Origin of the sequence: Methylophaga lonarensis MPL, assembly GCF_000349205.1 — a bacterium.
Classification (GTDB): Bacteria; Pseudomonadota; Gammaproteobacteria; order Nitrosococcales; family Methylophagaceae; genus Methylophaga; species Methylophaga lonarensis.
The window spans coordinates 1-8,254 of the sequence record NZ_APHR01000052.1 but is presented as its reverse complement, the minus strand read 5'-3'; the positions used below and the strand labels follow the sequence as shown (position 1 = coordinate 8,254).

The 8,254-nt window shown below is 50.5% G+C and carries 10 protein-coding genes and 1 pseudogene; 5 read left to right on the top strand and 6 right to left on the bottom strand.

Annotated elements, in window-relative coordinates:
• From MPL1_RS13485 to MPL1_RS09455, 5 genes and pseudogenes are all read right to left on the bottom strand, one after another.
• Positions 1-119 (bottom strand): annotated as a pseudogene (locus MPL1_RS13485) (NAD(P)H-dependent glycerol-3-phosphate dehydrogenase); the annotation flags it as partial.
• Between the two features lie 11 nt (positions 120-130).
• Complete coding sequence (gene secB, locus MPL1_RS09470; RefSeq protein WP_009726906.1) at positions 131-631, bottom strand: protein-export chaperone SecB; 501 nt, start codon at positions 629-631, stop codon at positions 131-133.
• A gap of 28 nt (positions 632-659) precedes the next feature.
• Entirely contained in the window at positions 660-920 is a 261-nt protein-coding gene (gene grxC, locus MPL1_RS09465) for a glutaredoxin 3 (protein ID WP_040577059.1), read from the bottom strand.
• A 5-nt stretch (positions 921-925) separates the two neighbouring features.
• Positions 926-1,351 (bottom strand): rhodanese-like domain-containing protein, encoded by a 426-nt coding sequence (locus MPL1_RS09460; RefSeq protein ID WP_009726904.1) that lies wholly within the window; start codon positions 1,349-1,351, stop codon positions 926-928.
• A gap of 33 nt (positions 1,352-1,384) precedes the next feature.
• Positions 1,385-1,687: an ArsR/SmtB family transcription factor gene (locus MPL1_RS09455; protein ID WP_040577060.1), complete on the bottom strand. Its 303-nt coding sequence runs from the start codon at positions 1,685-1,687 to the stop codon at positions 1,385-1,387.
• Positions 1,688-1,950: 263 nt separating this feature from the next.
• Here MPL1_RS09455 and gpmI point away from each other — a divergent pair, with 263 nt between their 5' ends.
• Genes gpmI through MPL1_RS09430 form a run of 5 tightly spaced genes read left to right on the top strand, consistent with a single transcriptional unit; the run spans position 1,951 to position 7,349 of the window.
• Entirely contained in the window at positions 1,951-3,486 is a 1,536-nt protein-coding gene (gene gpmI / locus MPL1_RS09450) for a 2,3-bisphosphoglycerate-independent phosphoglycerate mutase (protein ID WP_009726902.1), read from the top strand.
• A 2-nt stretch (positions 3,487-3,488) separates the two neighbouring features.
• Complete coding sequence (locus tag MPL1_RS09445) at positions 3,489-4,637, top strand: murein hydrolase activator EnvC family protein (RefSeq protein ID WP_009726901.1); 1,149 nt, start codon at positions 3,489-3,491, stop codon at positions 4,635-4,637.
• A gap of 24 nt (positions 4,638-4,661) precedes the next feature.
• On the top strand, positions 4,662-5,975 hold the full coding sequence (locus MPL1_RS09440; protein ID WP_009726900.1) for a S41 family peptidase: 1,314 nt from the start codon (positions 4,662-4,664) through the stop codon (positions 5,973-5,975).
• 10 nt (positions 5,976-5,985) lie between these two features.
• The gene (locus MPL1_RS09435; RefSeq protein WP_009726899.1) at positions 5,986-6,546 is read left to right on the top strand and encodes a DJ-1 family glyoxalase III; all 561 of its coding nucleotides are present in this window, start codon (positions 5,986-5,988) and stop codon (positions 6,544-6,546) included.
• Positions 6,546-7,349 carry a response regulator gene (locus MPL1_RS09430; protein WP_009726898.1) on the top strand — a complete coding sequence of 268 codons (804 nt, stop codon included), beginning with the start codon at positions 6,546-6,548 and terminating at the stop codon, positions 7,347-7,349. Before MPL1_RS09435 ends, MPL1_RS09430 begins: the two co-directional genes overlap by 1 nt.
• An 11-nt stretch (positions 7,350-7,360) precedes the next feature.
• Here MPL1_RS09430 and MPL1_RS09425 read toward each other — a convergent pair whose 3' ends face one another.
• Entirely contained in the window at positions 7,361-8,245 is an 885-nt protein-coding gene (locus MPL1_RS09425) for a LysR family transcriptional regulator (protein WP_009726897.1), read from the bottom strand.
• Positions 8,246-8,254: the final 9 nt, after the last annotated feature.

The following is an 8,254-nucleotide window of genomic DNA, read 5'->3' as shown; positions in this document are numbered from 1 at the left end:
TCCGCCCCAAGCCATACCTTGTGATCATTGCGAGCAAGTGCCATTGCAAGCGCGGTACCCCAGGCACCCGCACCAATTACCAAGGTTGGAAACAATGCCTCAGTCACATCAGTTCGCATAAATTTTGCGATTAGTGTGTCTGATCCTGTCCCGCTTGCTGTTCAGCTGCGGCTTGTTGTTCACGCGCACGCTCAATCTGGTGCATGTACAGCGCATCGAAGTTAACCGGAGCCAGCACCAGAGCAGGAAAACCACCTTTGGTAACGACGTCTGAAACAACTTCACGGACAAACGGGAACAGCGTAGTAGGGCAGTAACTGCCAACCAGTGGGCCCATTTCTTCTTTTGTGTAACCAGTCAGTGTGAAAATACCGGCTTGTTTGACTTCTGCCAGAAATGCCACTTTATCGCCAACACGGGCAGTCACGGTGACTGACAAGACGATTTCGTGGTTATCTTCGTCGATGCGTTGGTAATCATTACCCAACTGAAGATCCAACTGTGGATTCCATTCTTCACGGAAAACTTCCGGAGAATTAGGCGCTTCAAATGAAATATCTTTGGTGTAGATTTTTTGAATCAGAAATTTTGGCTGTTGTTCCTGATTTGCTGCGGTGTTTTCTTCAGCCATGCTGTGTCCTTCTCTCTTAGTTTAAGTGTTATGAATTTGCGGCCAGCAAGTCATCAAGCTGATTGCTGCGCTGTAATTGTGCCAGGTCGGTATAACCACCGATGGACTTACCGTTAATGAAAATCTGCGGCACGGTTCGTTGGCGGCTTTTCTGCATCATTTCCTGGCGTTTGTCAGGGTCCAGATCAACCCGAATTTCCTGGAAGTTGACACCTTTGCGCTCCAATAACTGCTTGGCCATCACGCAGTACGGGCAATGCGCCGAGGAATAGATAACAACTTCTGCCATGAGCTTCAGCCAAACAGCGGCAGGCGTGCCTCACGCCATGCATGTAAGCCGCCACCCAATACAAAGACCTGGGTATGACCTTTGCCTTTGAATTGTTTTGCTGCTGCGCGGGCTTTTTGCCCGGTATCACACACCACAACCAGCGGCTGTTCGGTGTTTTTCAGCTTGCCTTTGCCAGACATCTGCTCAATCTCAGCAGCAGGCACATGCAGGGCATCGCTGATGTGAGATTTCTCGAAAGCCTCTTTGTCCCGAATATCGACAAACTGACCTTTTTGCTGATTCACCAGATTCACAGCCTGTTGCACATCAATGACGTGAACGCCGCTTAGACGACGGTTGATGTTCTCGGAAAAAATCAGCCACAACAGGATTACAAACAGGGATGAAAGTATCCAGTGGTTGATGATGAACTCGCCTATGTTTTCCATATACCTCAGCTCTGGGTTATCGGTTTGGTGGGTTTAATCAGCACTATGCTCACGACAGAAAACATCGCGCATCATTTCTATCAACCGCAGGGTTCTATCATCTTTTACCCGGTAATAAATTCGATTTGCATCACGTCTGGATGCAAGAATTTCCTTATCGCGCAGTTTCGCAAGGTGCTGGGAAATGTTGCTCTGTGTGGTGCCAACATGGTCGACGATATCCTGTACCGCCAGTTCCTGGTCACCCAAGGTGCAAAGTATTTTCAGACGCAGCGGATGCGACATTGCCTTGAGCGCAAACGCAGCGCGCTCAATATCACTTTCATGGCTGATCATCTGTGTATGTGCTGCTTGATTCACAACAATTCCAACGTACTCGTGACTGTAAATCGTCACAAAAGACCATATAATACACGCCATTGTCAGCAATTTGCATGTATTGCCACTAAAGTAAAGCTGCAGCTCCGGCAAATCGGCTGTCTGACTCTCGGATAGGCCGTAAATTAGTGAAAGACAGCTGGTACTTGCCGCATCATCACAGTGTGATGACATGCAGAAGGCAAACAAACACTGACACCACAACAATTAAGGACCGAAACATGAATCGAGCTCATCGCCCACTGGCGCTGATTATTCTTGATGGCTGGGGCCATAGTGAAAGTCCCGAAGACAACGCTATTCTGGCGGCCAAAACCCCGGTATGGGACTCACTCTGGCAAGAGTACCCACACACGCTAATTGATGCCTCAGGCGCTGGCGTGGGCTTGCCCGGGGACCAGATGGGCAACTCCGAAGTGGGACACCTCAACATCGGTGCGGGGCGTGTTGTGTATCAGGAATACACTCGCATCAGCCGAGCCATTCAAACTGGTACTTTTTTCAGCAACAACACACTGACCAGTGCGGTTGATCATGCCGTTGCCAATCAAAAAGCCGTCCACATCATGGGCTTGCTATCCGATGGTGGCGTGCACAGTCACGAAGAACATCTGCAGGCCATGATTCAACTGGCAGTCGAACGCGGCGCAAAGCAGGTGTATCTACATGCTTTTCTGGATGGTCGTGATACCCCGCCACGTTCCGCACAGACATTCATTGAGCGCATGGAAGAGAAGTTTCAGTCCTTAGGATCAGCGCGCTTTGCCACAATGTGTGGCCGTTTTTTTGCCATGGACAGAGATAAACGCTGGGAGCGTGTCGAAAAAGCCTATCTGGCGATTGCTGAAGGTCAATCCGAGTTTCAGGCAGACACGGCAAGCCAGGCGCTTGAAATGGCTTACCAGCGTGACGAAAGCGATGAGTTTGTTCAATGCACCGCCATCGGTGAGCGCGTTCAGATACAAGATGGCGACAGCATCGTATTCATGAACTTTCGCTCAGACCGTGCTCGCGAGTTAAGTGAATGCTTTATTGACCCCACCTTCAACGGCTTTGAAAAACCTCGCGATATCAAGCTCGGACAATTTGTCAGCCTCACCGAGTACAAGAAAGACTACGATATCCCGGCGGCTTACCCCCCTGAAAAGCTTACCAATATCTTCGGTGAATACCTCGCCGCCATCGGTATGACCCAGCTGCGTATTGCCGAAACCGAAAAATATGCCCATGTCACCTTCTTTTTCAACGGCGGCAGGGAAGAACCTTTTGAAGGTGAAGATCGCATCCTGATTCCATCTCCCAAGGTCAAAACCTACGATCAAATGCCGGAAATGAGCGCACCAGAGGTCACCGACCAACTGGTTAAAGCCATACACAGCAACAAATATGACGTGGTCATTTGTAACTTCGCCAATGCCGACATGGTGGGACACACTGGTAACTTTGATGCTGCCGTCAAAGCCATAGAAACGCTCGACAACTGCCTCGGCAAGATCTGGTCGGCATTGCTTGAAACTGGCGGTGAAATGCTGGTGACCGCCGATCATGGCAATGCTGAGAGAATGCGTGACAGCCACAGCGGTCAGGCCCATACCGCACACACCAGCAATCTGGTGCCATTTCTCTATGCCGGTCGCCAAGCCAACTGTGCAGAACATGGCTGTTTGTCAGACATTGCCCCGACCATGTTGTCATTACTCAATGCGCCTATCCCTACCGAGATGAACAAGCACATGTTAGTTGAGTTGAAATCATAATCGTGACAACCGCCAGCCTGATTCTGATATTACTCAGCAGTGCGTTAATTTCTGCGGGGCACGCGCAGGACTCTACGCAACAGCTGGAAGCCGTCAGAGACGAAATAAAAACGCTCAGTCAGGATTTAGCCAGCAACAAGGCCGACAAGGAAAGCCTCTACAAACAACTCGAAGCCCAGAGCCTGAAGGTGTCGGCGATCAATCGCGAGCTGGCGAATCTCAACGAAAAAATCCGTACCCAGGATCGCCAGCTGACGGCGCTTAACCAGCAACTTGATCAACAGCAACTGATGCAAAGCGAACAGCTTGAAGCCCTGTATGAACAGCTCCGGGCAGCATTTATCAACAGTCAGCCCGGCTATATGAAAATGTTGCTGAATCAGCAGGATCCCGCGCTGCTGTCACGTGGCAATGTTTATTATCGTTACTTCAACGATGCCAGACGAGAACAGATTGAGGAGATTGATCAGCTACTGGCCAGCCTGAGTGATGAGCAAAAACAGGTGTTTGCCGCACAGCGAGAGCTGCAATCGTTGTATGAATCACAAAAGCAGCAACAGGAATCCTTACAAGCACAGACCGCAGCACGGCAGGCAACATTGGCTGCACTTGATCAGAAAATTGCCTCGCAGGATGCCCGGCTTTCCGAGCTAAGAAGTCAGGAACAGCAACTGCAAAACCTGATCGATTCACTGGCACGTCAACAAGCCAAGAAAGCACCACCTCCATCAACGGTGAAACCAACACAGCCCTTTACCAGTCTCAATGGCAGATTGAATTGGCCAGTGAACGGAAAAGTGTTGGCGCACTATGGCAGCTCAAGAAATGTTGGTACACTCAAATGGCAAGGAATCATGATAGATTCGGCACCAGGCACCGACGTCAAGGCTGTCGCATCCGGGCGCGTGGTTTTTTCTGAATGGCTTAGAGGTTTCGGACTGTTGATTATTGTCGATCACGGTGATCAATTCATGAGTTTGTACGGCAACAACGATGCCCTGCTCAAGGATGTCGGCGACACGGTCACCGTAGGTGAAACCATCGCACAAAGCGGCAACCAGGGCATTCGGCAACAGGCAGGACTCTATTTCGAAATTCGCCATAAAGGTCAACCCGTCAATCCAGTCAACTGGCTGGAAAAACGCAGCTGAATCAGGTTTTAAGAAGGGATAATTATGAGTTTTTTACGACGTGACATTGGACTGATATCTGCCGGTGCGCTACTGGGCGTGTCGCTGGTTTTCGGCCAAATGGTATTTGCAGACAGGAACGTCAAACCTGATATTCCACTGGACGACCTGCGCGCCTTTTCTGAAATTTTTGGTCGCATCAAAAGCAGCTTTGTTGACACGGTGGATGATCGTGAGCTGCTGGAAAATGCCATCAGGGGCATGTTGTCAGGGCTGGACCCACACTCTGCCTATCTCGACGTTTCGGCATTCCAGGATTTACGTGAAGGTACCTCAGGACAATTTGGTGGCCTCGGTATCGAAGTCAGCATGGAAGATGGTTTTGTCAAAGTCGTTGCTCCAATCGATGACACGCCAGCCGCTCGTGGCGGTGTGATGGCCGGTGACCTTATCATTCGTCTTGATGACACACCGGTCAAAGGCATGAGCCTGAATGAAGCTGTTGAAATCATGCGCGGGGAACCCGGTACTCCACTGATGTTGACCATCATGCGCGAAGGTGCCGATCAACCGATCAAAATTGAACTGGTTCGTGACATCATCCGGGTCCGCAGTGTCCGTCATGAAATGCTTGAACCCGGCTATGGCTATGTTCGAATCACCACCTTCCAGTCTCCGACAGGCGCCGCACTTCGTGAGGCTGTCAATGCACTCAAAGAAGAAAACAACGGCTCTCTGAAAGGCCTGATTCTGGATATGCGTAACAATCCCGGCGGGGTTCTGGATGCTGCCGTTGAAGTTTCCGATGCCTTCATCAACAAGGGCACCATTGTTTACACCGAAGGACGCATTGCTGATGCCAAACAACGCTTCCATGCCAAGCCTGGCGATTTGATTAACGGTGCTCCCATTGTTGTACTGGTTAACGGTGGCTCCGCATCTGCCTCTGAAATTGTCGCCGGTGCCTTACAAGACCACCAGCGTGCCGTGGTTATCGGCAGCAAAACCTTCGGTAAGGGATCTGTGCAAACGGTAATGCCACTCAATAACAATACTGCGGTCAAACTGACTACGGCGCGTTATTACACTCCGTCTGGACGTTCCATTCAGGCAGAGGGGATTGCGCCAGACATCGAAATTGATGGCATTCAGGTGACTGCGGCTGAGCGCAGTGCTTTCTCACCGGTTCGTGAACAGGATCTGTCAAGGGCACTTGATAACGGCAAGCCTAAATCAGAAGAGTCCGATGAAGCTACTGAAGCCAAAGAACCGAAAGAGCCGCTTGAAATCCGCGACTACGTTCTGGCTCAGGGTTTGAATCTGCTTAAAGGCATGAATATTCTCAATCCACGCCCATGAGTTGAAACCGATGCCCACAGTGCTGATACCGCTCGCGGATGGATTTGAAGAGCTCGAAGCGATCTCTGCTATCGATCTGTTGCGCCGAGCGGGTATCCATGTCACCACGGCAAGCCTCAATGAACAAAGGCAAGTCACCGGGAGCCACGATATCTCATTGATTGCTGATTCAACACTTAGTGAAGTGATGAACGATGATTTTGACATGCTGGTTCTGCCTGGCGGCCAGCCGGGCACCAACAATCTGAATGCGGATAAGCGCATTCACACTATCATCAAGCGGCTATATAAGGCTGACGCTGCAGTTGCAGCCATCTGCGCTGCACCGCTAGTGCTGGCACATGCCGGTGTATTGTCAGGCAAACGGGCGACCGCCTATCAGGGGGTTTTACAAAGCAAAGACTGGAACGACATTCATCTTAGCGACCAGCCGGTTGAGGTCGACGGCAACATCATTACCTCGCGTGGGCCGGGCACTGCGCTTGATTTTTCCCTAGCAATTATCGAAAAACTGCTTGGATCGACGCTTCGACAGCAAGTCGAAACCGATTTGCTCAGGACATATCATTGATGTCACAAACGTCTGAACACGATACTGCCCAACTGGCAATCCTGCTGGTAGAGCCATCATCCATGCAGCTTAAAGTGATCATGAACCACCTCAAGCAAGCAGGGGTTAGTCGCATCGACGGTGTTGCAGACGGTCAGGAAGCACTGACCTTCGCTCGCAAATATCCGCCCGACCTGATCATCAGCGCCATGTACTTACCAGATATGACCGCAGATGAGCTGTTGCAAACACTTCGACAGGAAGATCGCTTCGACAGTACGCACTTTATGTTGATCTCCAGTGAGCGTAAACCGGCCGCGCTGGAAAAACTGCGGCAAACAGGCGTGGTTGCCATACTGCCCAAACCTTTCGATCACGCCGATTTGAAACGGGCGCTTCGCACCACGATGGACTACATCGAACCACAGGAAATCAGTCTGGAGAACTATGATGTCAGCCAGCTTCGCTTGTTGATGGTCGATGACAGCAGTACTTCCAGAAATCATATTCAGCGTGTTTTGAATCAAATGGGCATTCATGCGATTGATTCGGCCGAGAATGGCTCCCAGGCAATGCTTCTTTTGCAGCAATATGAATATGATCTGATGCTGACCGATTTAAACATGCCAGAAATGGATGGCGAACAACTGGTCAATTACGTTCGCAATGAGATGAACAACACCCTGTTGCCGATTCTGATGGTCACCACTGAACGTGATCCGTCACGGCTCGAACAAGTCGAACAATCCGGTGTGTCGGCGATCCTTGATAAACCTTTTGAGCCAGAAAGCATCCGGGAAATGATGTATCGCGTGCTGGGCTAAATCTGCTCTATTCAAACCTTGCGATGCTGTTTTGCCAGTTCAACAAAGGTTTGCATATAGGGAATGGCCACCTCATCCTCTCGAATCGCGGCAAACAAGGTTTTAGGCACGCCAGTACTGCCAAGTCTGACCCAGGTCAGCTTGCTTTGTCGTGATAACTCTGTTGCCAGCCAATCCGGCAACACCGTCACACCGCGCCCCAGCAGCACCATTTGCACCATGATATCCAGCGATTGCATGGCTTTGGTTTCAGGCTGAATATTGGCAGGCCAGAGAAACTGACTGAACACGTCGAGTCGTTCGTGACTGACCGGGAAAGTGAGCAATAACTCTTTCTGCAAGAATTCGGCTTCAACAAAGGCTCGGCCCGCCAGTGAATGATTTTCCGGCAGCAGTAACACCAGCTCATAATCAAACACCGGCTCAAAATGAACACCTGTATGGTGCAGTTTATCGGGCGTCACCAGCACATCAATATGGTGATTGACCAATCCCTCGATGCCAGAAAACTGAAACTGATGAACAATATCCACATCCATCGCCGGCAACTGCTGTAAATAATCCGCCAACAAACCTTTCAGCCACTGATAACAGGGATGACACTCTACGCCTAGCCTGAGTATGCCTTGTTTGCCTGATGCATAAGCCCGCAGGGTTTGTTCACCTTGCTCAAGCACCGGCAGCACTTGCCTTGCGATCTGCAACAGCAACTTGCCGCCATTGGTCAGGCGCAACTTACGACCCTCTCTTTGCCAAAGCTGCAATTCAAGCTTTTGTTCAAGGTAGCGAATCTGGTGTGACAGGGCTGGTTGCGTCAGATGCAGTGCGTTGGCGGCCGCCGTCAAACTGCCATTATCAGCCAGTGCCTCAATGATTCGCAGATCGACTTCGCTCAATCATTTACT